A 26,198-nucleotide genomic window follows, 5' to 3' on the forward strand; every position below is an offset into this window, starting at 1 on the left:
GTGTCACGGTGGGCGGCGCGATCTCGGTGGCACCGGCGGCGACCAGCCGGTCGGTCGCCGCCCGGCTGTCGTCCACCTCGAACGCCACCCGGAGCTTCGGGGCCACCTGCCGCCCCACCTCCACCTCGTCGATCATCCGCTTCTGCGCCGGGTTGGCGATCTCCAGCGTGGCCCGGCCGGCGTCCAGGATCACCACCCGCGCGTCACCCTCGCCGGTGAACGCCGCCTGCTCCGGCAGGCCCAGCGCGTCGCGGAAGAACGCCACCGCCGCGGCGTAGTCCTCGGCCTCCACCACCAGGCGGAGTTGACGTACGGCGGGCGGACGGGTGTGATCATCGGCCATGACCGGGGAGCCTACCCAGTACGACGACAGGTCGGTGGTCAGGCGGGCGGTCGGGCCGGGCTACAGTGAGGGCTCCGACCGGAAGGCGATGAGGTGACTGCTGCCGACGTGGCCGACCAGGTGCTCTACGGCCACCTGGGGCGGTACGGCCGGTTTGCGCGGATCGGTGCCGCCGGCCGGCCCGCGACGCGTGCGACGGTGGCGGACCCCGCCGATGGCACGCCGGGCGGGCCGGGGCGGCCCGCATGACCGTGCCGGACCGGACGGTGCCGGAGGGGACAGCGCCGGCCGTTGGGTTCGTCCACGAGGGGCTCTTCTACCGGGACGGCGACGACCTGCTGGCCGGCACGGTCCCGTTCGTCGAGGCCGGGCTGGCCGCCGGCGAACCGGTGCTGGTCGCCATGCCGGGCGCCAACCTGCGACGGGTCCGCGCGGCGGTGGGCGGCACCGAGCGGGTGCGCTGGGCGGACATGACCGAGGCGGGCCGCAACCCGGGGCGGATCATCCCGTGGGTGTTGCAGGCGTTCGCCGACCGGCATCCCGGCCGGCGGGTGCGGATCATCGGCGAGCCGATCTGGGCCGGGCGCAGCGAGGTGGAGTATCCGGCCTGCGCCCAGCACGAGGCGATGATCAACGCGGTGTTCGCCGGTCGCGCGGCGACCATCCTCTGCCCGTACGACGTGGCCGCGCTGGACGACGCGGCGCTGGCCGACGCGTGCGTCACGCACCCGGTGCTGGTGGATCGCGCGGGGCGGCGGCCCAGCCCGGACTACGCCCCGGCGGAGGTGGTGGCCCGCTACAACGCGCCGCTGCCCGCGCCCGCCGAGCCGGCCGCGGCACTGGACTACCAGGTCGACACGCTCTCCGACGTACGCCGGTTCGTCGCCGACCACGCCACGGCGGCCGGGCTGGCCGCGGACCGGGTGGCGGACCTGCAGATCGCGGTCAGCGAACTGGCGACCAACAGCGTCGCGCACGGCGGGGGCCGCGGGGTGCTGCACGTGTGGCGGACGGTCGCGCACCTGGTCTGCGAGCTTCGTGACCACGGCTGGCTGACCGACCCGATGGCCGGGCGGGTGAACCCGGCGGCGGACGGCGTCGGCGGGCGGGGACTGGTCATCGTGCACGCGCTCTGCGACCTGGTGCGGCTGCACACCTCCCCGGCCGGTACGACGGTCCGGCTGTACATGCGGCGGACGTCATGACCGACGGGGCCTTCCTGCTGCGTCCGGTCGGGCGGGTCGCCTCGCCGCTGACCGACCCGGCGGCCGCGCCCCGGCAGGGCGACGAGGGCGCGCCGGAGGCGTACCTGGACTTCGCGCCGGAGGTGGCCACGGCCCTGCGCGACCTGCGCGTCGGCGCGGAGGTGCTGGTGCTGACCTGGCTCGACCGGGCCCGCCGGGACGTGCTGGCGGTGCATCCGCGCGGCGACGCGTCCCGGCCGGAGACCGGGGTGTTCAGCACCCGGTCGCCGCACCGGCCGAACCCGATCGGCCTGCACCGGGTACGGGTGCTGGCGGTGGACGGGCTGCGGGTGCGGGTCGCCGACCTGGAGGCGCTGGACGGCACCCCGGTGCTGGACGTCAAGCCGGTGCTGGGTCCGCCCGACGAACGCTGACCGGCGCTCAGTGGCCCCGGGCCAGCCACTCGGCGAGGTGCGGCGCCTCCGCGCCGACGGTGGTGCTCTCGCCGTGGCCGGTGTGCACGACCGTCACCGGGGGCAGGGTGAGCAGCCGGTTCCGGATCGAGTCGATGATCGTGCCGAAGTCGCTGTACGAGCGACCGGTGGCGCCCGGCCCGCCGGCGAACAGGGTGTCCCCGGTGAACACGGCACCGAGCGCCGGCGCGTGGAAGCTGCACGCGCCCGGGCTGTGCCCGGGGGTGTGCAGCACGGTCAGCGCGACGCCGGCCACCTCGACGGTGTCGCCGTCGCGCAACTCGCCGCCGGGTGCCTCGTCCGGGTGCACCTGGTCCCAGAGCACCCGGTCGGTGGGGTGCAGCAGCACCGGCGCGCCGGTGGCCCGGGCCAGCGCCGGGGCCACCCGGACGTGGTCGTCGTGGGCGTGGGTGGCGAGGATCGCCCGCACCCGCCGGCCGCCGACGACGGCCAGGATCGCGTCGACGTCGTGCGGCGCGTCGACGACGACGCACTCGGTGTCGTCGCCGACCACCCAGACGTTGTTGTCCACGTCGAAGGTCTGGCCGTCCAGCGAGAAGGTGCCGGCGGTGACGGCGTGGTCGATCCGGGCGGCCATCAGAAGACCACCACCGAGCGGAGCACGTCGCCGCGGTGCATCCGGGCGAACGCCTCCTCCACCTGGTCGAGCGCGATCTCCTCGGTGACGAAGGCGTCGAGGTCGAGGCGGCCCTGCAGGTAGAGCGCGGTGAGCATGGGGAAGTCGCGGCTGGGCAGGCAGTCGCCGTACCAGCTGGACTTGAGGGCCCCGCCGCGGCCGAAGACGTCCAGCAGCGGGACCTCGACGGTCATCTCGGGCGTCGGCACGCCGACCAGCACGACGGTGCCGGCCAGGTCGCGCGCGTAGAACGCCTGCTTCCAGGTCTCCGGCCGGCCGACCGCGTCGATCACCACGTCGGCGCCGAAGCCGCCGGTGGCGGCGCGGATCGCCTCGACCGGATCCTCGGCGGAGGCGTTCACGGTGTGGGTGGCGCCGAACCGGCGGGCCCACTCCAGCTTCCGGGCGTCGGTGTCCACCGCGATGATCGTGGTCGCCCCGGCCAGCGTCGCGCCGGCGACCGCCGCGTCGCCGACCCCGCCGCAGCCGATCACCGCCACCGAGTCGCCGCGGGTGACCCCGCCGGTGTTCATCGCCGCGCCGAGGCCGGCCATCACCCCGCAGCCGAGCAGCCCCACCGCGGCGGGCCGGGCGGCCGGGTCGACCTTCGTGCACTGGCCGGCGTGGACCAGGGTCTTCTCGGCGAACGCGCCGATGCCGAGCGCCGGGGCCAGTTCGGTGCCGTCGGTGAGGGTCATCTTCTGCGCCGCGTTGTGGGTGGCGAAGCAGTACCAGGGCCGGCCGCGGCGGCAGGCCCGGCAGACGCCGCAGACGGCCCGCCAGTTGAGCACCACGAAGTCGCCCGGGGCGACGGCGTCGACGCCCGCCCCGACCTCCTCCACGACCCCGGCCGCCTCGTGGCCGAGCAGGAAGGGGTAGTCGTCGGTGATGCCGCCCTCGCGGTAGTGCAGGTCGGTGTGGCAGACCCCGCAGGACAGCACCCGCACCACCGCCTCGCCCGGCCCCGGGTCGGGCACCACGATGGTGGTCACCTCGACGGGTGCGCCCTTGCTGCGGGAGATGACTCCCCGGACCTGCTGGCTCACGGTCTCCTCCTGCTCCGCGGCGCGACGCGCCGCCGTGGTGTCGGGATCCGCCGCCACCGCGCCACGGCGACCCGGTGGATCAGCCTCTCGGGCGAAACTACCGCCGATCACCACCGGCGGCCCAGAGCCGCGCGGCGGTTATCCCGGCGCGGTCCGGGTAGGCGGGGGCACGATCCTGCCGTCGGACGGGAGTGCGCCATGAAGGTGAGCCATCTGCCGCTGCGTGTGAGCATCGGCGCGTTCGTCCTCAATTCCGGGCTGAGCAAGCGGTCGCTGGAGGGTGAGGCGGCACAGCGCATGCACGGGATGGCCACCAACGCCATCCCGCAGCTCCGACAGTACCCGCCGGACAAGTTCGCCCGACTGCTGTCGGGGGCCGAGATCGCGCTCGGCACCGCCCTGCTCGCGCCGTTCATCCCGTCGGCGCTGGTCGGCCTGGGGCTGACCGCGTTCGCCGCCGGCCTGACCCAGCTCTATCTCAAGACGCCCGGGATGCGGGAACAGGGCAGCCTGCGGCCGAGCCAGCAGGGCATCGGCCTGGCCAAGGACGTCTGGCTGCTCGGCGCCGGCCTGACCCTGGTGCTGGACGGCCTCACCCACCGCCGTCGCTCCTGACCGGGCGGCCCCGGCCGCGGACCGGGCCGGTTCAGGGCGCCGTCGCCGCGGGCGGGGTGGCGAGCGCCTGCGCGGCGATCTGCCGGCGGGCCGCGTTGCGGTAGCGGAGCACCTGCACCGCGCCGAGCGCCCAGAGCAGGTACTGCGCGGCGAAGGCCCACCGGAAGGCGGACAGGTCGGGGGTGGCCCGGCCGGCCGGGGTGGCCAGGTCGAGCACCACGCCGACCACCAGCACCAGGGTGATCGAGGCGACGAAACCGCCGACGTTCACCACGCCGGTGGCGCTGCCGATCCGGCTGACCGGGTTGAACGAGCGCGCGTAGTCGAACCCGATCAGCGAGCCGGGGCCGTTCACCGCGAGCACCAGCACCAGCGTCACCAGCAGCCAGCGCGGCGCCGGGCCGGGCCAGAGCAGCACCACCGCCCAGACCGCCGCGCTGCTGCCGGCGATCGCGAAGACCAGCACCGACCGGTGGAACGGGTGCCGGGCGCAGAAGTGCGCGATCGCCGGCCCGGACACCAGCATGGCGACCGTCATCAGGGTGAGCAGCGACGCGGCCGCGGTCGGCGTCAGCCCCTGCCCCTGCACCAGGAAGGGGTAGCCCCAGAGCAGGGCGAACACCGAGCCGGAGAACTGCGTGACGAAGTGCGTCCAGAGCCCCAGTCGGGTGCCCGGCTGCGCCCACGCGGCGGCGAGTTCCCGGCGCACCGTCGCCAGGTCCGGCGTCGGGCCGGCGGCCACCTCGCGGTCCGGGGTGTCCCGGACCGCCACCACGACCAGCAGCAGCAGCGTCGCGCCGAGCGCCGCCGCGACCAGGAAGGCCGGGGTCCAGCCGGCCCGGTGCAGCAGCGCCACCAGCGGTACGGCGCCGAGGATGGCGCCGAACTGGCCCAGCGTGCCGGTCAGCTGGGTCAGCATCGGGTAGCGCCGGCCGGAGAACCAGAGGGCGACGATCCGCAGCACGCTGATGAAGGTCATCGCGTCGCCCAGCCCGATCAGCACCCGGCCGGTGACCGCCAGCCACACCTCGGTGGCGAGGGCGAAGCAGAGCTGCCCGGCGACCATCAGGGCGCCGCCGGCGATCAGCAGCCGGCGCGAGCCGTACCGGTCGAGCAGCACGCCGACCGGCACCTGCATGGCCGCGTACACGGCGAGTTGGGCGACGGAGAAGGTGGCCAGCGTGCTGGCGTTGATGTCGAACCGGTGCGCGGCGTCGACCCCGGTGACCCCGAGCGTGCTGCGGTGGAACACCGCCCCGACGTACGCGCCCAGCGCCACGCCCCAGACCAGCCAGCCGGAGCGCTGCCGGGCTGCCGTTGCGGCGGTCACCGCAGCGTCCGCAGCACGGTGGCGGCGTTGTCGATGTGCGCCGCAACCGTGTCGAGCCAGCGTTGCGGGTCGTCGCCGTCGAGGGCGGCGAGCTGGGCGGCGTGCTCGGTCAGCGCCACCTCGGCCCAGCCGGGCGAGAGCCGGAAGCTCGCCTCCCCCATCCGCAGCTGTCGGTCCCGCAGCCGCTGGTACAGCTCGGCCAGGATCTCGTTGCCGGCGGCGTCGACCACGGTGGCGTGGAAGGCGCGGTCGGCGGCCATCAGCGTGGTCAGGTCGCCGGCGGCGTGCGCGGCCCGCATCTCGGCCAGCCGCGCGGCGAGGTCGGCCCGCAGCGCCGCCCGGCGGGGCCAGACCCGCTCGGCGGCGTGCAGCTCGACCAGCCGGCGGGCCTCGATGACGTCGGTGATCTCCCGGGCGGAGACCGGCCGGATCAGCGCGCCCCGCTTCGGGTAGAGCCGGACCAGTCCCTCCGCCTCCAGCCGCAGCAGCGCCTCGCGTACCGGGGTGCGGGAGACGCCGGTGGCCTCGGCAATCTCGCCCTCGCTGACCAACTGCCCGCCCGGGTAGAGCTGCTCCAGGATGGACCGCTTCAGGTGCCGGTAGGCCCGCTCGGCCGCCGAGGTCGCGGTGGTCGGGGCCGAGGGATGCGTCATGTATCTATGATCGGACCGGCCACGGCCGGGGCCGAGCCGGGTGCCCGGGACGTGGCGCAAGCCACCCCGTCAGAGCGCGTCGGGGTGCATGGTGAGCAGACCGTCGGCGCCGACGTCGAAGCGGCGGCCGAGCCGGCTGAGTCGGCCGAGCAGGCTGGCGAGCCAGGCCGCCTCGCCCGGGTCGGCCGGCGCCAGCCGCATCCGCCGGATCCGCACCGGGGCCGCCCGCAGCCCCCGCAGCCGGCCGCTGCCCGGGTCGAGCGACGGCAGCCAGAGCAGCCGCAGCTCCGGCCGGTACGCCTGCTGCCCGCCGATGCCCTCGTAGTCGTCGACCAGGTCCCCGCAGCCGTAGAGGATCAGCCGGTCCCGGTACACCTCCACCGGCCGCACGTGGTGCGACGAGTGCCCGTGCAGCAGGTCGACCCCGGCGTCGACCAGGCGGTGGGCGAACTCGACGTGCTCGGGCGGCACCTCGTACCCCCAGTTGCCGCCCCAGTGCACGGAGACCAGCACCCGGTCCCCCGGCCCGGCCACGGCGGCGATCCGCTCCGCCAGCAGGTCGGCGGTGGCCACCGAGATCTCCGGCAGGTACGCCACTCCGGGCCGGTCGGCGGTGGCCGCCCAGGGCGGCGGCACGCCGCTGGACGGCGCGGCCACCGAGAAGACCAGCAGCCGGCGGCCCGCGCCGAGGTCCACCCGGGCGGGCGCCCAGGCCGCCGCCGCGTCCCGGCCGGCGCCGGCGGTGGCGATCCCCGCCCCGGCCAACGCGTCGAGGGTGTCGGCGAGCCCGACCGGGCCGAAGTCGAGCACGTGGTTGTTGGCCAGCGCGCAGACGTCGAGCCGGGCGGCGGTCAGGCACGGCACGTTGTCCGGGTGCATCCGGTAGTGCACGGCCTTGCCGGGGGCGTGCTCGCCCCGGCCGGTCACCGCGGTCTCCAGATTCACGATCCGGGCGGCCGGCCGCAGCTCGTCCAGCAGCGGCAGGGCGACGCCCCACGGCCACTGCGGCGGCACCGGCCGGGGTATCGGGCCGCTGACCCGCTCGGCCAGCCCGACGTACTCGTCGGCGTCGCGGACCGCCCGCTCGCGCAGGTCGGGCGGGCCGGGCCGGGGCAGGATCCGGTCCACGCCCCGGCCGGTCATCACATCCCCGGCCAGGAACAGGGTCAGCGCGTCCGGCGGCATCCGTCCGCTTCCCCGCCCCGCGCACGCTCGAAACAGCCGCGGCCACCCGGCCGGTCGCAGCAACCGAACCCAGCCGGCGGGCGGCCCGGCACCGACCCGGCACCGACCCGCCCGGCCCGGTCCCGGCCCAGGTCAGGCGGATCGGCGGCTGCGCGGAACCCGGCGTGCGGGGCCGCTGGGCTGCCTAGGGTGAAGGGGACCGACGGTACGGCGGCGAGGAGTACCGGGTGACCGGTGGGCTGCGGCCGTGGTACCGGCCGATGACCGCGCGCGACCGCGGCGAGGAGCACCGCGCCGCCACGCCGCTGGAACTCTTCTTCGACCTCTGCTTCGTGGTGGCGGTGGCGCAGGCGGCCACGAACCTGCACCACGACCTGGCCGAGGACCACGTCGGGCATGCGGTGCGCAGCTACCTGATGGTGTTCTTCGCGATCTGGTGGGCGTGGATGAACTTCACCTGGTTCGCCTCCGCCTACGACACCGACGACGACGTCTACCGGGTCACCACCCTGGTGCAGATCGCCGGCGCGCTGATCCTGGCCGCCGGGGTGCCGCGCGCCTTCACCGAGGGCGACTTCGCCACCATCACCTACGGGTACGTGGTGATGCGGCTGGCCCTGGTGACGCAGTGGCTGCGGGCGGCCGCCGGCGATCCCGGCCACCGGCCCGCGGACGTCCGCTACGCGGTCGGGGTGACCCTGGTGCAGCTCGGGTGGCTGGTCCGGCTGCTGCTGCCGGACGACTGGCGGATCGGCTCGTTCGTGGTGCTGGCCCTGGCCGACCTGCTGGTGCCGGCGTTGGCCGAGCGGCCCGGGATGACCACCTGGCACCCGCGACACATCGCCGAACGGTACGGGCTGTTCACCCTGATCGTGCTCGGCGAGGTGGTGCTCGCGACGTCGGTGGCGATCCAGACCGGCGTGGACGCGGGCGACGGCGGGTTGTGGCGGCTGGCGGCGGCGGGCATGGTGATCGTGTTCGCGCTGTGGTGGCTCTACTTCGACCGGGCGGCCGCGGCGCCGGCGCGGCTGTCCGCCTCGCTCGGCTGGGGGTACGGGCACTACCTGGTGTTCGCGGCGGTCGCCGCGGTCGGTGCCGGGCTGGAGGTGGTGGTCGACCACCACCGGCACCTGGCCCACGTCGGCGGCGTGGTGGTCGGGCACACCGTGGCGGTCCCGACGGCCGTCTACCTGCTCACCGTCTGGGTGCTGCGGGTGCTGCCCCGGCAGCGTGGGATGGTGGTGGTGGCGTTCCCGGTGACCGCGCTGCTGGTGCTGGCCACTCCCTGGGCGCCGGCGACGGTCTACCTCATCGCGGCGCTGCTGTTCGTCCTGGTGGCGGTGACGGTGCTGGCTCGGCAGCGGGAGCTGCGGTCCAGAAGTCGACCAGCAGCCGGCTGAACTCCTCGGCGCACTCGATCTGCGGCATGTGCCCGCAGTTGGTGAACAGGTGGGTGCGGGCGTGGGGCAGCCGGGTGCGGGCGGCCGCCAGGTGGGCCGCCGGCAGGATGAGGTCCCGGTCGCCCCAGACGACCAGGGTGGGCACGTCGAGCCGGGCCAGTTCGGTGAGCAGTTCCTCCCGCCACTGCGGGCTGACGCCCCGGAAGGTGCCCAGGTTGTGCGCGGTCTCCAGCAGCACCCGCGCGGCGTACGGCTGGTGGGCCACCTCGAGGGCGTACGCGACGCGCTCGGCGGTGGCGAACGCCGCGTCGTGGAAGAGGGCTCGCTCGGTGCGCCGGGCGGCGGCCCGGCTGGGGCGCAGCAGCAGCCGGCCGAGCGGACGCAGGGCGAGCAGCCGCAGCATCATGGTCACCTCGCGGCCGAAGCCGGCGCTGTTGACCAGCGCGAGGCTGGCCACCCGGGCCGGCTCGGCGACGGCCAGCCGCATGGCGATCGCACCGCCGAGGGAGTTGCCGACCAGGTGCGCGGGCGCCTCGACGCCGACCGCGTCGAGGTAGCGGCCGACGAACCGGGCCAGCGCGGGCAGCGTGTACGGCTCGGCCATCGGCAGCGAGCCGCCGTAGCCGGGCAGGTCGAGGCTGTACACCCGGTACCGGTCGGCGAGCAGCTCGTGCTGCTCGGTGAAGTCGCGCAGGCTGCGGCCGATGCCGTGCAGCAGCACCACCGGCGGGCCGTCGCCGTCGACCCGGTGGCGCACCCGCCGCCCGTCGACGGTGACGTGCCGAGGGCCGGCCGGCGCGCTCACGCCGGATCCCCCGCCCGCTCGGCGGGCCGGTCGCCCGGCGCGGCCGGATCCGGGTCGTCCGGTGGCCGCTGGGCGGGGACGGTGGTGGCCCGGCGCGCCGGATCGGCGGCCGCCCGGCCCGACCCGAGGGCGAACAACCGGCCGTACGAGGCGGGAGCGATCCGGGCCAGCAGGTCGGGCAGCTTGGCCGACCAGCCGACCAGCACCCGACCGCGGCGGCGGCCCACCCCACGCAGGATGATCTCGGCCGCCTTCGCCGGGTCCATCGAGAGCAGCTTCTCGAACCGCTCGCGGCCGGCCTCGTACTCCTCGACGGAGACGCCGCTGCCGATCCGGGCGCTCCGCGCGATCCGGGTGCGGATGCCGCCGGGGTGCACCGAGGTAACCCCGATGCCGTCGTCGACCAGTTCGTGGCGCAGCGCCTCGGTGAAGCCGCGGACGGCGTACTTGCTGGCGGCGTAGGCGGCCTGGCCGGGCGGGGCGATCAGGCCGAACAGGCTGGAGACGTTCACCAGGTGCGCGCCGGGCTCGGCCTTGAGCGCCGGCAGCAGCGCGTGGGTCAGCTGCACCACGGCCCGGAAGTTGATCTCGATGACCCAGGTGAACTCGTCCAGGGTCACCTGGTCGAACCGGCCGCCGAGCGCGACGCCGGCGTTGTTGACCAGCAGCCGGATCACCGGGTGCCGCTGGCGGATCTCCGCGGCCACCCGGGCGGTGGCCGCGGCGTCGGCGAGGTCGACCAGGTAGCTGGTCAGCTGGCGGTCGGGGTGGGCCGCGCGGATCGCGGCGACCACGGCGGCGAGCCGGTCGGCGTCCCGGTCGAGCAGCACGAGGTCGCTGCCGCGGCGGGCGAGCCCGTGCGCCAGGGCCTCGCCGATCCCGCTGGCCGCGCCGGTCACCACGGCGGTGCCCGAGGTGAAGTCGAAGCTACGCACCGGCGGTGCTCCTCTCTGGGGTGCTGGACCGGTCGGCGGCGGCGCGGGAGAAGCGCACCCCGACGTCGGTCAGCCGGCCGTGCCGCATCAGCAGCACGTCTCGGGGGTAGTTCTGGTGCAGCCGCCACGGCGCCGAGGCGCCCTGCTTGGGCAGCGCGTCGACGCTGCGCAGCACGTAGCCGGACTTGAGGTCGATGATCGGTTCCAGCGCGCCGTCGCTGGGCGCGAGCGGGGTGACGATCTGCTGGCCGGTGCGGTCGAGGTGGCGCAGCAGCCGGCAGACGTACGTGGCGACCAGGTCGGCCTTCAGCGTCCAGGAGGCGTTGGTGTAGCCGATGGTCATCGCGAAGTTCGGCACCCCGGAGAGCATCATCCCCTTGTAGGCGACGGTGCCGGCCAGGTCGACCTCGGCGCCGTCGACGGTCAGCGTCATCCCGCCGAGGGCGAGCAGGTTCAGCCCGGTGGCGGTGACCACGATGTCGGCCGGCAGCTCCTCCCCCGAGCTGAGCCGGATGCCATCCGCGGTGAACGTGTCGATGGTGTCGGTGACCACCGAGGCCCGCCCCCGCCGCAGGGCGGTGAACAGGTCGCCGTCCGGCACCACGCAGAGCCGCTGGTCCCACGGGTCGTACCGGGGCGAGAAGTGCCGGTCGACGTCGTAGCCGGCCGGCAGCCGACTCGTGGCGGCGCGCCGCAGCAGCTTGCGGACCAGGTTGGGGGCACGCCGGCTGGCCTGGAAGTTGGCAGTGGCGAGCAGGACGTTCTTCCACCGCACCACCGGATACACGGCCTTCGCCGGCAGGAACCGGCGCAGCGTGTCGGCGAGCACGTCGCGCGAGGGCAGCGCGATGACGTAGGTGGGCGAGCGCTGCAACATGGTGACGTGCCCGGCCCGCTCGGCCATGGCCGGCACCAGGGTGACCGCCGTCGCGCCGCTGCCGATCACCACCACCCGCCTGCCGGTGTGGTCGAGGTCGGCGGGCCAGTGCTGCGGGTGCACGATCCGCCCGGTGAACGTCTCCGCGCCGGGCAGGTCGGGGGTGTAGCCGGTGTCGTAGCGGTAGTAGCCGGAGCAGGTGTACAGGAACGAGCAGGTGAGCACCACGTCCTCGGCGGTGTCGTCGCGTCGGGCGTGCACCGTCCAGCGGGCGGTCGCGCTGTCCCAGTCGGCCCGCAGCACCCGGTGGTGGAAGCGGATGTGCTCGGTGACGCCGTACTCGTCGGCGGTCTCCCGGACGTAGGCGCGGATGGCGTCGCCGTCGGCGATCGCCTTCGGGTCGGTCCACGGCCGGAACGAGTAGCCGAGGGTGAACATGTCGGAGTCGGACCGGACGCCCGGGTAGCGGAACAGGTCCCAGGTGCCGCCGATCGCGCCCCGGGCCTCCAGCACCGCGTACGTCTTGTCGGGGCAGTTGAGCCGCAGGTGGCAGGCGGCGCCGATGCCGGAGAGGCCGGCACCCACGATGAGCACGTCGACGTGGTCGGAGGCCATGTCATCTCCCGATCCGAGGCGGTGACCCCGGACACTATCCACCGCCGTCGACGCCCGTCAACACCCTGTCGAGTCCAATCGACACAGTGTCGATCCGGTGTAGAGTCACCGGACATGACGCCCGCCCGTACGCCCACTCCGACCGCGGCCCCGCGCGGACGCCGCGCGGCCCGCTCCGCGGGGGACGAGCGCGAATCGGCCATCCTGGCCACCGCCGAGCGGCTGCTGCACGATCGGGCCTTCGCCGACATCTCCATCGACGACCTGGCCCGCGGCGCGGGCATCTCCCGGCCGACCTTCTACTTCTACTTCCCGTCCAAGGACGCGGTGCTGCTCACGCTGCTGGACCGGGTCACCGAGGAGGCCGAGGCGACCTGCGGCGACGTGCTGGTCCGGCTGGCCGAGGATCCGCCGGCCCGGTGGCGGGAGCTGATCGCCCGGTTCCACGAGACGTTCGGCGGGCACCGCGCGGTGGTGCTGGCCTGCGCCCAGGTGCGCGGCACCAACGCCGAGGTGCGCCGGCTCTGGGCGACCGTGATGGAGCGCTGGGTGCAGGCCATCGAGACCGCGATCGAGGCGGAACGCCGGCGCGGCGCCGCGCCGGACGGGCTGCCCGCCCGCGACCTCGCCATCGCGCTGAACTCGATGAACGAGCGGGTCTGGTACGCCACCTTCGCCGGCGACGGCCCGGCGGTGGCCGAGCGCGACGTGGTCGATGTCCTCCTCGACGTCTGGCTGACAGCGATCTACCGCACCACCCCTCCCCCACCTGCCTGACCCGCCGGACGATTCCGCGTCGCGCCCCGACGACCGTGATCATCTGATGCGGGGCAGGGCACCAGGGGTCCACGAGCGTGCCGGCCGGCAACCAGAGACCGCCGCGGCCGGCCCCTGCGTGAAGCCGGTGGATCCGCTCAGGGGGTGAGGCCGCTGGCGCGGGTCAGCCCAGTGCCTTGCGCAGCAGCGCCGTCAACTGGTCCTGTTCGTCGGGTGAAAGTCGTCCGACCGCCGTGCGGGCGAAGGTGAAGGCTGTCGCGAACCGGTGGTTGATCTCGTCTCCGCGGGGGGTTCTCGCGACGAGTCGGGCGCGGCGGTCCCGAGGATCCGGTTCGCGGGTCACCAGGCCGAGCGCTTCCAGACGCGCGACGATCTGGGTGACGTTGGAGGCATCGCAGCCGAGCTCCTCGGCCAGGGCGCCCATGCCTCGTCGCTCATCGAGTCGCCCGAGGACACACGCCTGCGCCGGGCTGAGCGACAGCTCGGCCGCGGCCGCCTCGTAGGCGCGGTCGTATACGTCGACCAGGTCGAACAGGACGGCCTCAGCCTCGGACGAGGGGGTTACGGGTCCATTCGGCAGCGCCATGTCTCCCAGCCTAGAGGAGTTATTTGACCCGCTCAAATAGCTGTGATTCAATGATCCTTGATTCACTCAAGTAAATCGGGAGGGCCGATGGAGAGCAGCGTCGAAGGCACGGTGGGCGGCGCGATCGGGGTGCCGGAGATGAAGGCGGTCGTCCTCGACCGGTTCGGCGGAGTCGACGAACTCTCGTCGCGCCGGCTACCGCTCCCGCAGGTCGGCGACGACGACGTCCTCATCCGGGTGGAGTTCGCGGGGGTCGGGTCCTGGGACGCGGGCGAGCGGGCGGGGAACTACGACGGCGTGTTCGGTGTCGCGTCCACCTTCCCCTACGTCCTCGGCTGGGACGCGGCGGGCACGGTGGCCGCGGTCGGCCGCAACGTCACACGGTTCGACGTGGGCGATCGTGTCTACGCTGCGACGATGCCGGTGCCGCGGGGCGGCTTCTACGCCGAGTACGGCGTCGTCGAGGCGGAGTTCGTGGCTCGCGTGCCCGACCGGGTGCCGACCGAGCAGGCCGGCCCGATGGCCTGGGACGCCCTGACCGCACTGAGCGGCCTCGATCTGCTCGGCCTGCGGCCGGGCGAGACGCTCATGGTCTTCGGGGCCAGCGGGGGGATCGGCCACATGGCCGTCCAGCTGGCGCGGCACAACGGCATCCGGGTGTTGGCGGTGGCCTCCGGTGACGACGGTGTCGCCCTGGCCCGGCGGCTGGGCGCTGACGACGCCATCGACGGTCGCCGAGACGATGTCCTGGCTGCGGCGTTCGAGTTCGCCCCAGGCGGGCTCGATGCGGCTCTGGTCACCGTGGGCGGCGAGATCGCCGAACGCTCTCTTCGCGCGATCAAGAAGTCGGGGCGGATCGCGTGGCCGAACGGTGTCCTGCCCACGCCGGTACGGTCGCCGGACCTGACGGTGTCCTACTACGACGGGGACCGAAGCCGCACCGCCACCGACCGGTTGAACGCGATCATCGAGGCGAGCTCCTTCGAGGTCCACGTCGCCCGGACCTTCCCGCTGGAGCGAGCCGCGGATGCGCACCGCGCCCTCGGTGATCACTATGTCGGGAAGCTGGCCCTCAAGGTCGGATAGGACGCAACGAACAGCCTCGGGCTCCGGCCGTCGCCGCCGCGACGCAGCGTCTGGACCGCCGTCGCGATGTGTCGGGTGACGGGGCCCCGGGGCCGCCGGGTCGCCATCGTTCCCATGCCGGTCGGGAAGAACGGCGACCCGGGCGGCCCGGGAAGCTCGGCGAGACATGCGATCAGGTCCGCCAGCGCCCACCGTCACGCGGTCAGGAGGGTGACGGGCTGACCGGTTGCCGGAGGATGGTGCGGAGCTTCTCGGGGGCGGTCCTGCGGAAGTCGCTGAGGTAGATCTCGTGGTGCTTGCCGACCATCCGCAGCCCGTTGCCCGGAATGAACTCGTGGTGCATCCGCGCCAGCACCGGGGCCTCGTCGTCGTAGGAGCCGACGTGGAGCGTCTGCACGCAGCGACCCTCGGACAGCGGGCCGAGCCGGACGTCGTCGAGGCGCCGCGGGCGGTCCCCGGCCCCGACCTGCTCGACCGCGTCGGCGAACATGTCCTGGTCGATCCAGTCGGGCACCATGATCATCAGCGTCCAGTCCCACCGGGACTTGTCGCGCGACGCGGTGAACGTGGCCATGTCGTCGGCCCACCAGAGGGCTTCCAAAGGCATGACGACGTAGTCGCGCCCGAGGATGCGCTTGCTGGCGAACTTCAGCTTGTAGGCCACCGGGTAGAGCGCCTCGGCCGCGTCGGTGAAGGCCGCGGTGTTCGGGTCGCCGTGCCCGTCGATCATGAGGTACCGCAGGTCGGGCACGTTCACCACCTCGAACCGGCCCCGGCTCGCGCGGTAGCTGTGGATCTGCCGCTTGAAGTCAATCTTGTCAGTCATCGCGCACCTGGGCCCGCGCCGCGAGCCACGACCTTTCCGCCTCCAGGAGGCTGAGGGAGTAGGAGAAGACCTCGCGGGCCGGCGGCGCGAGGGGGGCTTGCGCCGACTCGGCCGCCCGGACGGCGGCGATCCGCGCGTCGACCTGGGCGAGTCGGTCGCGCAGCGCCTGCGCGTACTGCCGTTCGGAGAGCAGGGCCAGGTTCGCCACGCCCACGAGAAGGGGATGTGGGACGGGGCGCAACTCCGCGATGAGCGCGAGCGCGCCACGGCTGGCGGCCTCCCGCCCCGCGTCGGTGGCGTGGAAGACGCGCCGGGACTTCGCCGCCGCCGGCGCGTCGGGGGCGTGGACGAGCCCGCGGCTCTCGAGCTTGGCGAGCAGGTAGTAGATCGACGAAAACCCGATCTCGGTCCACTGGCGAATCCCGCGACGCTCGATGACCTGCTCCAGGTCGTAGCCGTGCCGCGGGGACTCGACGATCAGCCCGAGGACGACCAGTTCGGACGGCGTGAGCTCCACGACGCTATTCTAGCGCTAGAATAAGACCACCACGCCGCCGGCTCGACGCAGGGCCTAGCATCGCCGGCATGGCAGCGCGGCTCGTACAGATCAACATGAAGGCTCGGGACGACTCCGCGCTCGGCGGTTTCTGGGCGGAGGCGCTCGGCTGGGGCATCTCCAGCGAGGAACCCGGCGTGACCAACCTCGAACCCGAGGGCTTCGTCTACCCCGACCCCGTGGCCGTCTGCATCGACCTCGTCATCTCCCCGGAACCCAAGACGGGGAAGAACCGCGTGCACGTCGACCTCGCCACCACCTCGGCGGCCCATCAGGCGGAGGTGGTCACGCGCCTGAAGGAGCTCGGCGCGACGCCCGCCGACGTCGACCAGGGTGACGTGCCATGGACGGTGCTGGCCGACCCGGAGGGCAACGAGTTCTGCGTGCTGGACCCCCGACCGCTCTACCGGGACACCGGACCGATCGCCGCGGTGGTGGTCGACTGCGCGGATCCGCGAGCCATGGCCCGCTTCTGGGGCGAGGCCATGGACTGGACAGTGCACGAGGTGACCGACCACAACGCGGTACTGCGCTCCGCCAAGGGCGTCGGCCCGTATCTGCGGTTCGTCCGCACACCCGACGTGAAGATCGGGTGGAACCGCGTCCACCTCGATGTCCGCCCGTACCCGGGTGACGACCCCGAGGCGGAGGCGGCCAGACTGCGGGCTCTCGGCGCCACCGCCATCGACCTGGACCAGAGCGTCCGGTGGCGGGTCATGGCCGACCCGGAAGGCAACGAGTTCTGCCTCCTCGCCCCCGGCTGACCCCAATCCTCACCAGCCGCCCGCTACGGCCACCAGCCCCGGACTACGCGACGCGCCTAGCCGCCCCGCCGCCACCAGCGCCGTTTCGCGGCCGGCCCGGGCGCAGGCTCCGGAGCCGGCGGCCGAACGCGATGTCCGATCGCCGCCAGCAGGCGGCGGCCGCCCTGACGCAGAGTCGACGGCGGTGGCGCGACGCCCGGTCGCGCCCGCGGTGGAAGGCGTACGAATGCACGTGGTTCCCGGTCTGAAGGTGCTCTACTTCGGCACGCCGGTGGTGCTGGTCAGCTCGCGCAACCCGGACGGCACGGCCAACCTGGCGCCGATGTCGTCGGCCTGGTGGCTGGGCCAGCACGCCATGCTCGGGCTCGGCGACAGCGGCCAGACGACCGCCAACCTGCGGCGCGAGCGGGAGTGCGTGCTCAACCTGCCGTCCGCGACGATGGTGGCCGTGGTCGACCGGATCGCGCTCACCACCGGTCGCCCGGACGTGCCGGAGCACAAGGTCCGCCAGGGCTACCGCTACGAGCCGGACAAGTTCGCCCTGGCCGGGCTGACCGCCCAGCCGTCCGAACTGGTCCGGGCACCCCGGGTGGCGGAGTGCCCGGTCCAGCTCGAGTGCCGGGTCGTCGCGACGCACCGCTTCGGCGGCGCCTCAGCGCACGCCACCGCGTTCGAGGTGCAGGTGCTGCGGGCGTACGTCGAGGAGGACCTGGTCATCCCCGGGACGTCGTACGTGGACCCGCTGCGCTGGGACCCGCTGATCATGAAGTTCTGCGAGTTCTTCGGCGGCGGGCAGAACGTGCACCCGTCCCGGCTGGCCGAGGGCTGGGAGATGCCGCACCGGCTGAGCCCGGGCGCGACGCCGGTGGCCGGCTGAGCGGTGGCTCAGGAAGCCGGCGCGCGGGTGAACTCCATGATCCAGTTGGTCTCCCAGGTGCGTTCGCCGTCGGTGGAGAACGCCTGCTCCCAGCGGCAGGAGGTCGGGGTGATCGCCGACCAGACGAACCGGCAGCGGACCGGCCGGCCCTCGTCGACGTCGTCGGCGTAGAAGGTGCCCACCCCGTCCACGAAGCGGCCGACCACCGGCGGCAGTTCCAGCACACCGCGGTTGCTGTTCATCCAGTAGATCGACCAGGTGCCCGCCGCCGGGTCGTAGATCCGCACGGTGGCGCCGGAGAAGCCCTTGGTCGGGAAGGTGATCTCGTCGAAGCTGCCCGCGCCGGCGAAGAAGCTGCCCGCCACCGACCGCCCGGGGAACTCGTCCCACTCGTCGCTGCCGACGTGCCGCTTCACCAGCCGCCGGTTGACCACGTCCCAGGTGCCGACGAAGAAGTCGAAGTCGCCCATCAGCGGCCCACCGGCCCCTCGGCCCGGGTGTCGGCGCGCCAGCCGGCCAGGTCCGGGCGCTCCGGCGCCAGCACGTGCCGGGCCCAGGCGGCCCGCTCGTGCTCCAGCACCCCGAGTTCCCAGATGCAGCCGACCCACGGCCGGTGCTGCTCGACGAAGTGGGTCGGGTCGTCGTCCGGGCAGTCCAGGGCGGGCTGGCCGGCGGCGGCGATCCGCACCTGCACCACGTTGTCCCACACCCAGGTGTACGCCAGCAGGTAGGCACCGGTGTCGGCGCCCCGGTGCAGCACCACCCAGCCCGCCGCCGGGGTGCCGTCGTCGGCGGCCGGCAGCAGCCGCGGCAGCAGGTCGTACGCGGCCTTCTCCACCTCCGGTTCGATCCGCCGGTGCGGTTGGTCGATGTGGTAGCGCTTGAGCTCGCGGCCGGCGACCGTCACCGGCCCCGGCACCCACAGATCCTTGTCGCGAAATGCCATGCCGGGACGGTAGGACCGCTCCCCTGACAACTACTGTCAGCAGAGTGCGAGCCAGTCGACTCCTCTCCCTCCTGCTGCTGCTGCAGAGCCACGGCCGGATGACCGCCGCCCAGCTCGCGCAGCGGTTGGAGGTCTCCGTCCGCACCGTCTACCGCGACGTCGAGTCGCTGCACGCGGCGGGCATTCCGCTGTACGGGGAGGCCGGGCACGCCGGCGGCTACCAGCTGGTCGAGGGCTGGCGGACCCGGCTCACCGGGCTGACCGCCGAGGAGGCCGAGCGCCTGTTCCTCGCCGGGCTGCCCGGGCCCGCCGCCGAGCTGGGCTACGGCGCGGTGGTGGCCGCGCTCCAGCTCAAGCTCCAGGCCGCGCTGCCACCCGCGCTCGCCGACCGGGCGTACCGGCTCCAGCAGCGATTCCACCTGGACACCCCCGGCTGGTACGCCGACGGCGACGCCTCCCCCCACCTGGCCGCGGTGGCCGACGCGGTGTGGCGGGAGCGCCGCGTCCGGGTCCGCTACCGCAGCTGGAGCGGCGAGGTGGACCGGGTGCTGGAGCCGTACGGGCTGGTGCTCAAGGGCGGCCGGTGGTACGCGGTGGCCAACCGGCCGGGCCGGGACGCCCCGGCGACCTACCGGATCAACCAGATCCTGGCGCTGACCACCCTGGACGAGGGCTTCGACCGGCCGGCGGAGTTCGACCTGCCGGCCTGGTGGCAGGCGCACGTGGTGCGCTTCCGCGCCCAACTGCACCGCGACGACGCGACGATCCGGCTCTCCCCGCGCGGCCGGCAGCGGCTGCGGGAGATCGCCAGCGACGTGGTGGCCGGCGCGGCGGAGGGCAACGCCGGCCCGCCGGACGCCGCCGGCTGGGTGACCACGGTCGTGCCGATCGAGTCGCTCACCCACGCCCACGGTGACCTGCTGCGGCTCGGCGCCGAGGTGGAGGTGCTGGCGCCGGCCGAGCTGCGCGCCATGCTCGCGGACACCGCCGTCGCGCTGGCCGCGCTCTACCGTCCCGAGCCGCCGGGCTGACCGCCCGTCCTCAGCCGAGGGAGACCTGGACCGCGACGTCGCGCCTCGGGTAGTGCTCGTCCACGTACTGGCGGCCGTACTTCGCGCGGAACATCTCCACCACGTGGTCGACCCGGTCGGCGTCGGTGATCGGGGTGGCGGGCGCGCTCACCGCGGTGCCGTTCACCGCGACCTCGATCAGCGGGGTCTGCCGCACGTTCTTGTACCAGTCGCTGTCCGACCCGGTGATCGGCACCAGGAACATGCTCTGCTCGTCCTGCACGAACCACACCGGGTGCGAGATCTGCCGGCCGGTCCGCCGGCCGGTCACGGTGATCTCCACTTCCTCGGCACCGGCAAAGGCGTCCCTGGCGTCCTCGATGCTCACCGCTGACCTCCGTCGACGATCGCGTGGTGCTCCTCAGCGCCAGGCTAGGTGCCGCCGGGCCGCCCCGGTGCCGGTTCCGGCCGATGTCGCACCGAAGGGTGAGGGCCGCGCACCGACTCCACAAGGGAGGGTGCGGGGGCGTGGTCGTCGTCCGGATGTGCCACCCTGGGGGCGACGACCCGGGTCACCGGAGGTGATGGCCACGTTACGACTCTGCGAACTCGTCGCGCTGCCCGCCGACGCGCCGGTGACCCTCGACGTGCCCGCCGGCGCCACCGTGGCGCTGGCCGCCCCACCCCGGGTCGGCACGGCGCTCGCCCGGGTGGTGGTCGGGCTGGCCGCGCCGGCGGCCGGCGCGGTCCTGGTCGGCGGCCGGGACGTCACGGACCTGCCGCCGCTGCGCCGCCGCATCGGGTACGTCCCGGCCGGCGGCGCCCTGCTGCCCCACCTGACCGTGCGCCGCAACATCGCCTACGGCCAGCGCAAGCGGGAACGGGTGCGCGAGGTGGCCGACACCTGGGCGGCGACGGTGGTCGAACGGCTGGAGCTGGCGCCGACCCTCGACCTGCGGCCGCACCTGCTCTCCGAGGGCCAACGGTTCCGGGTGGCGCTGGCCCGGGCGATGGCCTGCCTGCCGGAGGTGCTCGTGATCGACCTGCCGGCCGGCGCCCCCGACGGCGGGCGGCTCACCGACCTGGTCGGGCGGCTCTCCCCGCCGGACGCGCCGGGCCTCGCGGTGCTGGTCTGCACCGCCGACGAGGCCGTGCTGGCCGAGCTCGCCAACCAGGTCCCGGTGGCGCCGGCCGACCTTGCCGCGGAGGCGGGCCGGTGAGGCTGCGCCGCCGTACGCTGCTGCGGGCCGCCGCCGCGGCCGGCACCGCGACCGCCGCCGCCTCCTGCTCCCGGGGCGAGCCGTCGCTGCAGGTGGCGGTGGTGTGGAGCGGCACCGAGCTGGCCCGGTTCCGGCAGGTGGTGGCCGGCTACGACCAGCCGGTGCGGGTGGTCAGCGCGGGCAACGACATCGACGCGTTCCTGCGCGCCCGGCACCTCGCCGGCACCAGCCCCGACGTGGCGATCCTGCCCCGCTCCGGGCTGGTCGTCGAGTACGCCCGCCGGGGCTGGCTGCGCGAACTCGCTCCCGCCGCGAGCTACGCCGTCCCGCCCGGGATGGCCGACCTGCTCGCCACCGACGGCCGCCGCTACGGGGTCTGGGTGAAGGCGGCCCACAAGTCGCTGTTCTGGTACTTCCGCTCGATGCTCTCCGAGCCGCCCGCCACCTGGGACCAGCTGGTGGCGATCACCCGCCGGCAGGGCGCCCGGGCCCGGGCCGGCATCGCCCCGGCGCCGCTGGCGATCGGCGCCGCCGACGGCTGGGTGCTCACCGACTGGTTCGAGAACGTGCTCGCCGACGTCGCCGCGCCCGACTTCTACGAGGCGCTGGCCCGCGGCGAAGCCGACTGGCGGAGCCGGTCGGTGCGGATCGCCCTGGAACGCCTCGCCGAGCTGTGGAGCATCGACGGCGCCTTCCCCGGCGGCCCTCGCCGCGCCCTGCTCACCCAGTACGAGGAATCGGTGATCCAGGTGGTGCACCACCGCCGGGCGACGATGGTGTTCGAGGCCGACTTCGTCGACGACGTCAGCACCCGGTTCCAGCGCGGTGCGGAGCAGCCGATCACCTTCCGCTTCCCGGGCTCGCGGGCGGCGGACCGCCCGCTGATCCTGGGTGGTGACGCGGCGGTGGCGTTCGCCGGGTCGGCCCGCGGCGCGGAGCTGGTGCGCTGGCTCAGCGACGGGTCGGCGTTCCAGCCGTGGCTGCGCGCCGGCGGCTACCTCTCCCCCAACGTCACGGTTCCGCTGGAGAGCTACCACGACCCGATGCGCCGGGCGCTCGCCGCCGAACTGCGCGACGCGGAGTCCGTCCGCTTCGACCTCTCCGACCGGCTGCCCGGCCCGTTCACCGGCTCCGACGGGGTGGGCATCTGGCGGATCATGCAGGACTTCTTCGCCGACGTCACCGGCGGCGTGTCCGCCACCGAGGCGGTGCGCCGGGCGACCGGCCAGCTGGCCGCGGCGGCCCGGGCGGCCGGGGGTGGGCGATGACCCGGCCGGTCCTCGGCGAACTGGCGGTGCTCGACGACGTCGGGCCGCCCCGGCGCGGCCGGGCCTATCCGGCGGCGGGCGCCACCTCCGCGCTGCTGCTGCCGGCGCTGCTGCTGCTCGGCGGCCTGGTGGCCTGGCCGGTGCTGCGGACGCTGCACGCCAGCGTGGTCACCGACGGCCGGTGGGTCGGCGCGGCGAACTTCCGCGCCGCGTTCGCCGCGCCGGGCACCGCGGCGGTGGTGGGCCGTACGGTGCTCTGGGCGCTGCTGGTGCCGGCGGTGGTCACCGTGCTGGGCTACCTGCTGGCGGCCGCGTCCCGCCGCTCCCAGGAGGGTGGGCTGGTCCGGCTCATCCTGGTGGTGCCGACCGCGCTGCCGCTGGTGGTCACCGGGGTGACTTTCCGGCTGCTCTACGACCCCGATCCGCAGCGCGGGCTGGCCACCCTGCTGCTGGCCCGACTCACCGGGCGCTCGGCGGAACAGGTGCCGCAGCTGCTCGGCCCGGGGCTGGTCACCGTGGCCCTGATGTCGGCGTTCGTCTGGGCCTGGGTCGGGCTGGCCGTGCTGGTGTTCCGGGCCGCGCTGGACGCGGTGCCGCCGAGCCTCGGCGACGCGGTCCGCGCTTTCGGCGGCAACCGGCGCGACGTGCTCTGGGACGCGCAGTGGCGCCCGCTGCTGCTGCGTACGGTCGCGGTGGTGTTCGCCCTGGTGGCGCTCGGCACCAGCCGCACCTTCGACCTGATCCTGGTGATGACCCCGGGCTCGGTGCGCGACGAGGCGTCGGTGCTGGCGCTGCGCGTGTGGCAGACCTCCGGCGGCACCACCACCGGCGAGGGCGCCGCGCTCGGGGTGATCTGGCTGGCGGCGGTGGCGGCCGGCATGCTGGTGGCGGCGCTCTTCGTCCGCCAGGCGTGGCCGCCGCCGCGCGATCCCACGCCGGTCGACCCCGAGCCGGCGGCGCCGCCGCGGCGGTGGATCCGGTTGCTCGCCGCCGGCGCCGCGCTCGCCTGGCTGGTGCCGCTGGGCGTGCTGCTGGCCACCTCGCTGCACCGGCCGGTCGACGCGGCGGCCCGGGCCTGGTGGTCGAGCGCGCCCAGCCTGGATTCGTACCGCCAACTCACCAACGGCCCTGAGCTGTGGCGCACGCTCGGGTTCACCCTGGTGCTGGCCACCGTGGTCACCGCCGCCGTGCTCGCCATCGCGCTGCTGGCGGCGTACCCGCTGGCCTGGCTGACCGGGCCGCCCGCGCAGGCGACCGGGTTGCTGCTGATGGCGGCCAGCGTGGTGCCGGTGCAGGTGATCGCCGGTCCGGTCAATGAGGTGCTCGGCGCGGTGCTCTCCTCCGGCACCACCCGCGGGCTGGCGCTGGTGCACGTGGCGCTGGGCATCCCGTTCGCCGTGCTGGTGCTGCGCAACGCCTTCGCCGACCTGCCCGCCGAGCAGGTCCGCGCGGTACGGCTGGGCGGGCGGCACTGGTGGAGCACGCTGCGGCTGCTGGCCCGGCACAACCGGCCGGCGGTGGTCGCGGTCGCCGTGCTGGAGTTCGTGCAGGTGTGGAACGACCTGGTGGTCGGCCTGCTGTTCAGCGGCCCGGGCGCGGCACCGCTGGGGCTGTTCCTCGCCGGCCAGACCCGCGGGTTCGTGGCCAACAGCGGGGTGCTCGCCGCCGGGTCGGTGGTCGCGTCGATCCTGCCGGTGCTGCTGGTGGTGCTGGCCCGCCGCCAGCTCGTCGCCGGGCTGGTCGCCGGGGGCGTCCGGTGAGCCGGCCGGACGGGCGGTCGCGCGGGCCGGGCCGGCTGAGCGTGCTGCTGGCCCTCGGCGGGGTGCTCGGCGGCGGGGTCAGCGCGCTGCTCGGCAACGTGGCCGGCAACCTGCTCTCCGAGCTGTCCGTGCAGGTGCTGGGCTCGGCGAGCGTCGGCGTGGTGGTGCTCGGGCTGCTCGCCTCCTTCGTGGTCGAGTGGCGCCGCCGCCGGCGGGGCCAGCCCGCCGAGCCGGACGGGACGGACGCGGAGGCGCCGGCGGCGGCCGGTACGCCGACCCTGCCCTATCAGGGGACCTTCACCGGGCGCGGCGACGACGTGGACGCCATCGTCGACGCGCTGGAGCGGAAGCAGGCGGTGGCGGTGGTGGGCCGCCGGGCCGTCGGCACCTCCTGGTACGCGATCGAGGCGGCCAACCGGTGCCGGGCCGACTTCCCGGACGGCCAGTACCACCTGGACCTGCGCCGGGGCGGCCGGCGCCAGCCGCCCCGGCAGGTGCTCGCCGCGCTGGCCCGGATCCTCGGCACCCGGCCGCCGGCCTCCGGCCGCCCGGACGATCTCGCCGAGGCCGCCGACGAGCTGCGCGGCCAGCTCGACGGCCGGCGGATCCTGCTGGTGCTGGACAACGTCGACGACGTCGCCCAGGTTCGGCCGCTGCTGCCGCCGACCACCAACTCCTGCCGGCTGCTGCTGGCCGGCACCGGGGCGCTGGCCGCGCTGGACGCGGTCGGGGTGGTGGCGCACTGGATCGGTGAGCCGGACACCGACGACGCCGTCGAGCTCTTCGCCGCCGCCGGCGCGGCGGCGCCGGCGGCCCGGCCGCACCGGCCGGATCCGCGCACCGACCCGGCGGTCCGCAGCATCGTCGAGTTGTGCGGGCGGCAGCCCCGCACGGTGGCGGAACTGGGCCGGCGCACGGCCCAGCACGGCTGGCGGCACGCCGACGTGCTCGACGCGCTGCGCCGGGCCGTCGGCACTCCCCCGCACCAGGAGATCGACGCCTCCCCGGCGACCCTGCTGGTGACCGCGCGGGACACCGCCTACCACGCGCTGTCAGCGGAGGCCCGGCGGCTGTGGCGGCTGATGTCGCTCACCCCGGCGCCGGTGGACCGGCCGACCATCGCCGCGCTCGCCGACCGGCGACCGGACCGGGTCGCCGCCCTGCTGGACGAGCTGGCCGCCGGGGCGTTCGTGGTCGGCGCACCCGGCGACCGGTACGAGGTGCGGCCGCTGCTCGGCCCGTACGCCCGGCTGCACCTGCGCGACGGCGAGCCGGTGCGCCGGCGGGTGGCCGCGCAGGCCCGGCTCACCCGGCACCTGGCCCGACGGGCCGAACGGCACGTGGCGAGCCTGGCGGTGACCGCGTCCGTGCTGGACCGGGACCGGCGGCTGCCGCTGGACGACGACCCGTACGGCTGGTTCGACCTGCACCAGGAGCTGCTGCTCGCGGTGGTCAGGGTGCCGGCCGGCGCGGCCGAGTCACTGCCCCGGCGGGTCCGCCGCTGGTGGTTCCGGCTGGCGGTGGCGCTGTGCGGCTGGCTCGCCCACGTCGAGCGGCTGGACGAGTGGGACGAGGTGTGCCGCACCGTGCTGGCCACGCCGACCGCCGACGACCGGCCGGAGATCGCCGGCTGGGCGCACAACGAGCTGGGCGTGCTGCGCCGGCGCCGGCACGACCCGCAGGGCGCGGCGACCGCGCTGACCCTGGCCGTCGCCGAGCGGGGCCGCCGGGGCACCGCCCAGGCCCGGATGAACCTCGGCCTGGCCCTGCTCGACCTGGGTCAGCTCGACGACGCGGTGGAACACCTGGAGTTGTCCCGCCGGCACCGCTCCGGCGCCGACCGGGCCGGGCACGCGCTGACCCAGCTCGGGCTGGGCGCCGCTCAGCTCGCCCGCGGCGAGTTCGAGATCGCGCACCACCACCTGGTCCGGGCGGCGAACACGTTCCGCTCGCTCGGCGACGCCCGGGGCTACGCGGCGGCGCTGACCAACCTGGTGCTGGTGCACGCCGAGCTGGGCGAGCACCTGGACGCGGCGCAGTCGTGGCGGGCCGCGCTGCGCGAGTACGAGTCGGTGGCGGACCCGACGAACCGGGCCACCGCGCTGCTCAACGCCGGCGCCACGCTGCTGAGCACCGCGCCCGGCCAGGCCCGGCAGGCGTACGAGATGCTGGCCGAGAGCCGGCGGTTGCGCGAGGGCGGGCCGGCCACCCCGGGGCTGGGCCGGACCCTGCTGTACCTGGGCGACGCGGCGGCCGCACTCGGCGACCCGGACGAGGCGCGCGGGCACTGGGTGGACGCGGCAGCGATCTGCGAGGCGGCCCGGGACGCCGAGGGGCAGGCCGAGGCGGACGCCCGCCTGACCGAGGTGGACGCTCCGGCCGACGAACCCGCCTGAGCGGGGTCGGCCGGGGCCCTCTCACGTT

The 26,198-nt window shown here is 74.8% G+C and carries 28 protein-coding genes; 13 read left to right on the top strand and 15 right to left on the bottom strand.

Going from position 1 to position 26,198, the window contains the following annotated elements; genetic code table 11:
- Positions 1 to 343: VOC family protein (locus DLJ47_RS21025; RefSeq protein WP_109902023.1), on the bottom strand; the 343-nt coding region annotated here is incomplete at its 3' end.
- Between the two features lie 245 nt (positions 344 to 588).
- On the opposite strand from DLJ47_RS21025, the gene DLJ47_RS21030 reads away from it, so the two are divergent.
- Positions 589 to 1,548 carry a sensor histidine kinase gene (locus tag DLJ47_RS21030; RefSeq protein WP_109901941.1) on the top strand — a complete coding sequence of 320 codons (960 nt, stop codon included), beginning with the start codon at positions 589 to 591 and terminating at the stop codon, positions 1,546 to 1,548.
- Positions 1,545 to 1,961, top strand: a complete 417-nt coding sequence (gene tsaA, locus DLJ47_RS21035; RefSeq protein ID WP_109901943.1) for a tRNA (N6-threonylcarbamoyladenosine(37)-N6)-methyltransferase TrmO — start codon at positions 1,545 to 1,547, stop codon at positions 1,959 to 1,961. Before DLJ47_RS21030 ends, tsaA begins: the two co-directional genes overlap by 4 nt.
- Before the next feature lie 7 nt (positions 1,962 to 1,968).
- On the opposite strand, the gene DLJ47_RS21040 is transcribed toward tsaA, so the two are convergent.
- A complete protein-coding gene (locus DLJ47_RS21040; protein ID WP_109901945.1) occupies positions 1,969 to 2,598 on the bottom strand; it encodes an MBL fold metallo-hydrolase in 630 nt (209 codons plus the stop codon).
- Complete coding sequence (locus tag DLJ47_RS21045) at positions 2,598 to 3,683, bottom strand: S-(hydroxymethyl)mycothiol dehydrogenase (RefSeq protein ID WP_109902025.1); 1,086 nt, start codon at positions 3,681 to 3,683, stop codon at positions 2,598 to 2,600. The genes DLJ47_RS21040 and DLJ47_RS21045 overlap by 1 nt, the downstream gene beginning before the upstream one ends.
- Before the next feature lie 198 nt (positions 3,684 to 3,881).
- Here DLJ47_RS21045 and DLJ47_RS21050 point away from each other — a divergent pair, with 198 nt between their 5' ends.
- A complete protein-coding gene (locus DLJ47_RS21050) occupies positions 3,882 to 4,298 on the top strand; it encodes a hypothetical protein (RefSeq protein WP_109901947.1) in 417 nt (138 codons plus the stop codon).
- Positions 4,299 to 4,329: 31 nt separating this feature from the next.
- Here DLJ47_RS21050 and DLJ47_RS21055 read toward each other — a convergent pair whose 3' ends face one another.
- The 3 genes from DLJ47_RS21055 to DLJ47_RS21065 all read right to left on the bottom strand — a co-directional run bounded on the left by DLJ47_RS21055 (position 4,330) and on the right by DLJ47_RS21065 (position 7,466).
- The gene (locus tag DLJ47_RS21055; protein WP_233257929.1) at positions 4,330 to 5,628 is read right to left on the bottom strand and encodes an MFS transporter; all 1,299 of its coding nucleotides are present in this window, start codon (positions 5,626 to 5,628) and stop codon (positions 4,330 to 4,332) included.
- Positions 5,625 to 6,281 (bottom strand): GntR family transcriptional regulator, encoded by a 657-nt coding sequence (locus DLJ47_RS21060; protein WP_109901949.1) that lies wholly within the window; start codon positions 6,279 to 6,281, stop codon positions 5,625 to 5,627. The genes DLJ47_RS21055 and DLJ47_RS21060 overlap by 4 nt, the downstream gene beginning before the upstream one ends.
- A 69-nt stretch (positions 6,282 to 6,350) precedes the next feature.
- A complete protein-coding gene (locus tag DLJ47_RS21065; RefSeq protein WP_109901951.1) occupies positions 6,351 to 7,466 on the bottom strand; it encodes a CapA family protein in 1,116 nt (371 codons plus the stop codon).
- Positions 7,467 to 7,693: 227 nt separating this feature from the next.
- Here DLJ47_RS21065 and DLJ47_RS21070 point away from each other — a divergent pair, with 227 nt between their 5' ends.
- Positions 7,694 to 8,866 carry a low temperature requirement protein A gene (locus DLJ47_RS21070; RefSeq protein ID WP_233257930.1) on the top strand — a complete coding sequence of 391 codons (1,173 nt, stop codon included), beginning with the start codon at positions 7,694 to 7,696 and terminating at the stop codon, positions 8,864 to 8,866.
- Here DLJ47_RS21070 and DLJ47_RS21075 read toward each other — a convergent pair.
- The 3 genes from DLJ47_RS21075 to DLJ47_RS21085 are packed head-to-tail and all read right to left on the bottom strand — an operon-like array spanning position 8,775 to position 12,098.
- Positions 8,775 to 9,671, bottom strand: a complete 897-nt coding sequence (locus DLJ47_RS21075; protein WP_109901953.1) for an alpha/beta fold hydrolase — start codon at positions 9,669 to 9,671, stop codon at positions 8,775 to 8,777. The two genes, DLJ47_RS21070 and DLJ47_RS21075, sit on opposite strands and share 92 nt — an antisense overlap.
- Positions 9,668 to 10,606 (bottom strand): SDR family NAD(P)-dependent oxidoreductase, encoded by a 939-nt coding sequence (locus tag DLJ47_RS21080; protein ID WP_109901955.1) that lies wholly within the window; start codon positions 10,604 to 10,606, stop codon positions 9,668 to 9,670. The genes DLJ47_RS21075 and DLJ47_RS21080 overlap by 4 nt, the downstream gene beginning before the upstream one ends.
- Positions 10,599 to 12,098, bottom strand: coding sequence for a flavin-containing monooxygenase (locus DLJ47_RS21085; RefSeq protein WP_109901957.1), 1,500 nt, complete (start codon positions 12,096 to 12,098; stop codon positions 10,599 to 10,601). The genes DLJ47_RS21080 and DLJ47_RS21085 overlap by 8 nt, the downstream gene beginning before the upstream one ends.
- A gap of 114 nt (positions 12,099 to 12,212) precedes the next feature.
- Here DLJ47_RS21085 and DLJ47_RS21090 point away from each other — a divergent pair, with 114 nt between their 5' ends.
- On the top strand, positions 12,213 to 12,875 hold the full coding sequence (locus tag DLJ47_RS21090) for a TetR/AcrR family transcriptional regulator (protein WP_109901959.1): 663 nt from the start codon (positions 12,213 to 12,215) through the stop codon (positions 12,873 to 12,875).
- A 163-nt stretch (positions 12,876 to 13,038) separates the two neighbouring features.
- On the opposite strand, the gene DLJ47_RS21095 is transcribed toward DLJ47_RS21090, so the two are convergent.
- Positions 13,039 to 13,461, bottom strand: coding sequence for a MarR family winged helix-turn-helix transcriptional regulator (locus tag DLJ47_RS21095; protein WP_109901961.1), 423 nt, complete (start codon positions 13,459 to 13,461; stop codon positions 13,039 to 13,041).
- Between the two features lie 87 nt (positions 13,462 to 13,548).
- Here DLJ47_RS21095 and DLJ47_RS21100 point away from each other — a divergent pair, with 87 nt between their 5' ends.
- Positions 13,549 to 14,547, top strand: a complete 999-nt coding sequence (locus DLJ47_RS21100; protein ID WP_199235941.1) for a quinone oxidoreductase family protein — start codon at positions 13,549 to 13,551, stop codon at positions 14,545 to 14,547.
- 202 nt (positions 14,548 to 14,749) lie between these two features.
- On the opposite strand, the gene DLJ47_RS21105 is transcribed toward DLJ47_RS21100, so the two are convergent.
- Both DLJ47_RS21105 and DLJ47_RS21110 read right to left on the bottom strand, forming a co-directional pair.
- A complete protein-coding gene (locus tag DLJ47_RS21105; protein WP_109901963.1) occupies positions 14,750 to 15,373 on the bottom strand; it encodes a GyrI-like domain-containing protein in 624 nt (207 codons plus the stop codon).
- Positions 15,366 to 15,890, bottom strand: a complete 525-nt coding sequence (locus DLJ47_RS21110) for a PadR family transcriptional regulator (protein ID WP_109901965.1) — start codon at positions 15,888 to 15,890, stop codon at positions 15,366 to 15,368. Before DLJ47_RS21110 ends, DLJ47_RS21105 begins: the two co-directional genes overlap by 8 nt.
- A 68-nt stretch (positions 15,891 to 15,958) precedes the next feature.
- Between DLJ47_RS21110 and DLJ47_RS21115 the strand changes: the two genes are divergently transcribed.
- Both DLJ47_RS21115 and DLJ47_RS21120 read left to right on the top strand, forming a co-directional pair.
- A complete protein-coding gene (locus DLJ47_RS21115; protein WP_109901967.1) occupies positions 15,959 to 16,693 on the top strand; it encodes a VOC family protein in 735 nt (244 codons plus the stop codon).
- 226 nt (positions 16,694 to 16,919) lie between these two features.
- Positions 16,920 to 17,570, top strand: coding sequence for a flavin reductase family protein (locus tag DLJ47_RS21120; protein ID WP_109901969.1), 651 nt, complete (start codon positions 16,920 to 16,922; stop codon positions 17,568 to 17,570).
- Positions 17,571 to 17,578: 8 nt separating this feature from the next.
- Here DLJ47_RS21120 and DLJ47_RS21125 read toward each other — a convergent pair whose 3' ends face one another.
- On the bottom strand, positions 17,579 to 18,040 hold the full coding sequence (locus DLJ47_RS21125; RefSeq protein WP_109901971.1) for a hypothetical protein: 462 nt from the start codon (positions 18,038 to 18,040) through the stop codon (positions 17,579 to 17,581).
- Positions 18,040 to 18,516 (bottom strand): hypothetical protein, encoded by a 477-nt coding sequence (locus DLJ47_RS21130; RefSeq protein WP_109901973.1) that lies wholly within the window; start codon positions 18,514 to 18,516, stop codon positions 18,040 to 18,042. The genes DLJ47_RS21125 and DLJ47_RS21130 overlap by 1 nt, the downstream gene beginning before the upstream one ends.
- Before the next feature lie 44 nt (positions 18,517 to 18,560).
- On the opposite strand from DLJ47_RS21130, the gene DLJ47_RS21135 reads away from it, so the two are divergent.
- Positions 18,561 to 19,547 (top strand): helix-turn-helix transcriptional regulator, encoded by a 987-nt coding sequence (locus tag DLJ47_RS21135; protein ID WP_109901975.1) that lies wholly within the window; start codon positions 18,561 to 18,563, stop codon positions 19,545 to 19,547.
- Positions 19,548 to 19,557: 10 nt separating this feature from the next.
- Here the strand turns inward: DLJ47_RS21135 and DLJ47_RS21140 are convergent, their stop codons facing one another.
- The gene (locus DLJ47_RS21140) at positions 19,558 to 19,914 is read right to left on the bottom strand and encodes a nitroreductase/quinone reductase family protein (RefSeq protein ID WP_231928614.1); all 357 of its coding nucleotides are present in this window, start codon (positions 19,912 to 19,914) and stop codon (positions 19,558 to 19,560) included.
- 196 nt (positions 19,915 to 20,110) lie between these two features.
- Here DLJ47_RS21140 and DLJ47_RS21145 point away from each other — a divergent pair, with 196 nt between their 5' ends.
- From DLJ47_RS21145 to DLJ47_RS21160, 4 genes are read left to right on the top strand one after another with little or no spacing between them, the layout of a single operon-like run.
- Positions 20,111 to 20,746, top strand: coding sequence for an ATP-binding cassette domain-containing protein (locus DLJ47_RS21145; protein ID WP_158289862.1), 636 nt, complete (start codon positions 20,111 to 20,113; stop codon positions 20,744 to 20,746).
- A complete protein-coding gene (locus DLJ47_RS21150) occupies positions 20,743 to 22,014 on the top strand; it encodes an extracellular solute-binding protein (RefSeq protein ID WP_158289863.1) in 1,272 nt (423 codons plus the stop codon). The genes DLJ47_RS21145 and DLJ47_RS21150 overlap by 4 nt, the downstream gene beginning before the upstream one ends.
- The gene (locus DLJ47_RS21155) at positions 22,011 to 23,774 is read left to right on the top strand and encodes an ABC transporter permease subunit (protein WP_109901981.1); all 1,764 of its coding nucleotides are present in this window, start codon (positions 22,011 to 22,013) and stop codon (positions 23,772 to 23,774) included. Before DLJ47_RS21150 ends, DLJ47_RS21155 begins: the two co-directional genes overlap by 4 nt.
- Positions 23,771 to 26,170 (top strand): tetratricopeptide repeat protein, encoded by a 2,400-nt coding sequence (locus tag DLJ47_RS21160; protein WP_109901983.1) that lies wholly within the window; start codon positions 23,771 to 23,773, stop codon positions 26,168 to 26,170. The genes DLJ47_RS21155 and DLJ47_RS21160 overlap by 4 nt, the downstream gene beginning before the upstream one ends.
- The last annotated feature ends 28 nt before the right edge of the window (positions 26,171 to 26,198 follow it).

Source organism: Micromonospora sp. S4605, assembly GCF_003176715.1.
GTDB lineage: Bacteria > Actinomycetota > Actinomycetes > Mycobacteriales > Micromonosporaceae > Micromonospora > Micromonospora echinaurantiaca.

Coding starts and splice junctions, on each gene's coding strand:
- DLJ47_RS21130 (WP_109901973.1), bottom strand. CDS start 18,516: ATGGCATTTCGCGACAAGGATCTGTGGGTGCCGGGGCCGGTGACGGTC.
- DLJ47_RS21120 (WP_109901969.1), top strand. CDS start 16,920: ATGCACGTGGTTCCCGGTCTGAAGGTGCTCTACTTCGGCACGCCGGTG.
- DLJ47_RS21050 (WP_109901947.1), top strand. CDS start 3,882: ATGAAGGTGAGCCATCTGCCGCTGCGTGTGAGCATCGGCGCGTTCGTC.
- DLJ47_RS21030 (WP_109901941.1), top strand. CDS start 589: ATGACCGTGCCGGACCGGACGGTGCCGGAGGGGACAGCGCCGGCCGTT.
- DLJ47_RS21090 (WP_109901959.1), top strand. CDS start 12,213: ATGACGCCCGCCCGTACGCCCACTCCGACCGCGGCCCCGCGCGGACGC.
- DLJ47_RS21100 (WP_199235941.1), top strand. CDS start 13,549: ATGGAGAGCAGCGTCGAAGGCACGGTGGGCGGCGCGATCGGGGTGCCG.
- DLJ47_RS21060 (WP_109901949.1), bottom strand. CDS start 6,281: ATGACGCATCCCTCGGCCCCGACCACCGCGACCTCGGCGGCCGAGCGG.
- tsaA (WP_109901943.1), top strand. CDS start 1,545: ATGACCGACGGGGCCTTCCTGCTGCGTCCGGTCGGGCGGGTCGCCTCG.
- DLJ47_RS21155 (WP_109901981.1), top strand. CDS start 22,011: ATGACCCGGCCGGTCCTCGGCGAACTGGCGGTGCTCGACGACGTCGGG.
- DLJ47_RS21115 (WP_109901967.1), top strand. CDS start 15,959: ATGGCAGCGCGGCTCGTACAGATCAACATGAAGGCTCGGGACGACTCC.
- DLJ47_RS21095 (WP_109901961.1), bottom strand. CDS start 13,461: ATGGCGCTGCCGAATGGACCCGTAACCCCCTCGTCCGAGGCTGAGGCC.
- DLJ47_RS21145 (WP_158289862.1), top strand. CDS start 20,111: ATGGCCACGTTACGACTCTGCGAACTCGTCGCGCTGCCCGCCGACGCG.
- DLJ47_RS21105 (WP_109901963.1), bottom strand. CDS start 15,373: ATGACTGACAAGATTGACTTCAAGCGGCAGATCCACAGCTACCGCGCG.
- DLJ47_RS21040 (WP_109901945.1), bottom strand. CDS start 2,598: ATGGCCGCCCGGATCGACCACGCCGTCACCGCCGGCACCTTCTCGCTG.
- DLJ47_RS21065 (WP_109901951.1), bottom strand. CDS start 7,466: ATGCCGCCGGACGCGCTGACCCTGTTCCTGGCCGGGGATGTGATGACC.
- DLJ47_RS21125 (WP_109901971.1), bottom strand. CDS start 18,040: ATGGGCGACTTCGACTTCTTCGTCGGCACCTGGGACGTGGTCAACCGG.
- DLJ47_RS21085 (WP_109901957.1), bottom strand. CDS start 12,098: ATGGCCTCCGACCACGTCGACGTGCTCATCGTGGGTGCCGGCCTCTCC.